The organism is Lederbergia graminis (assembly GCF_042655485.1).
GTDB classification, from domain to species: Bacteria; Bacillota; Bacilli; order Bacillales; family Bacillaceae_C; genus Lederbergia; species Lederbergia graminis.
Map to the genome: position 1 here is coordinate 1 of NZ_JBHSMC010000037.1, position 1,604 is coordinate 1,604.

Genomic DNA, 1,604 nt, shown 5'->3' on the forward strand with positions numbered 1-1,604 from the left:
AAACATACTAAGATTAGTGGGTAAGGTCATCGACGGATGATTTTGCCCACTATTTTTCATTTTAGAGTTATAGTGAGAAGTGAAAGAAAGCTCGACCAGCCTCTGGGATTTCGAATCCGTATAAAAAACAGAGCTTCTTCACTTTCATTTTTGAATCAGGTTTAAGTATGTTGGGGCCATTGAGCTCGTGTATAGGAAATTGGAATCGAAATGAATAAGTGAGGATCTTTCATATTAATTAAAGAAGAGAGAGGAAGTACATTGGAATTAGTTATTGCTTTAGATATTTCTATGGGGAAAAGTTATAAAGTTGTCTATAAAGGTCAAACTTGTCTTTCAGAAGGAGAAATTCTTCATAATAAAGCTGGATTTCAAGCCTTACTAGATGAGATACTACTCCTTCCAGAAGAACCAATTTTAGTTTTTGAATCAACTGGTGTTTATTCAAAACCAGTTGAGACTTTCTGTCTAAGGAATAAGTTGCGCTATTACTTATTAAATCCTTTGGAAGCAAAAAAACAATTAGAAGAAGGTACATTAAGAAGCTGGAAAACAGATAAGCATGATGCTCATAAACTTGCAAAAACACATCAACAGAATCACCGTACAGAAAAGGTGCAACAATCAGATTTATATAATGACCTTCGAGATCTTTCTCGTTTCTATCAAGAAGTTGAGGTAGAAATAAAACGTATTCGAATGTACTTACACAATGCAATTCAATTAAGCTTTCCAGAGCTTGAACTTTTTTTCTCGAGTAGGATTACACCTTACGCCTTAACATTAATAGAGTTATTTCCTCATCCAGATTTAGTATTAGATTCAAGTCAAACAAAAATAAAAAACCGTTTGATTAAAAGTACATCCAAAAGAATTTCAGAAAATAATGCAAAAGAAAAGGCTAGTCAAATAATAGACTACGCTAAGAACTCTTATCCAGCTGTTTCTGCGAACAGTGTACAAACACAAAAGGTGCAATATTACGCAAAGCAGCTACTTCATCTATTAGAGACAAAAGAGCAAATTTCTAATCAGATGATTGAAAAAGCAAAACTGCTATCGGAGTTTGAAATACTCAAAAGTCTCCCAGGAATAGGAGCGATTAGTGCCGCGCTTTTCATTGGTGAAATTGGTGATTTGTCTCGCTTTGCCAATCATAAAAAAGTGAATGCATTTATTGGAATTGATATTCGAAGATATCAATCGGGAAAATATGCAGGACAAGATCGTATTAATAAACGTGGAAATCCAAAAGGAAGAAAGATCTTATATCTTATTATTCGAAACATGATACGCCAACAAAAAACTGCACCAAATCATATTGTAGATTATTACTATAAATTAAAAAAGCAACCCACTCCTAAACTGGATAAGGTTGCCACTGTAGCTTGCATGAACAAGCTATTAAAATGTATATATTCCATGGTCAGGAACAATACAAAGTACGATTACTCGCACGCGGTCTCTATGGACCAATAATATAATTAGTATACCACGAAACCCTCAGTTTAAAAATCTAAATTGCTGAGGTTTATTTCCTATGCCAAAAATTTATATTGTATAATAATTAAATGTTAAATTTACACTTGACTAATCGTAGGAAA

The 1,604-nt window shown here is 33.4% G+C and carries 1 protein-coding gene; it reads left to right on the plus strand.

Translation table 11 applies throughout. The annotated features are described in order from the left end of the window. The first annotated feature begins 261 nt into the window (after window positions 1-261). Window positions 262-1,479 carry an IS110 family RNA-guided transposase gene (locus tag ACFPM4_RS19115; protein ID WP_382355368.1) on the plus strand — a complete coding sequence of 406 codons (1,218 nt, stop codon included), beginning with the start codon at window positions 262-264 and terminating at the stop codon, window positions 1,477-1,479. The last annotated feature ends 125 nt before the right edge of the window (window positions 1,480-1,604 follow it).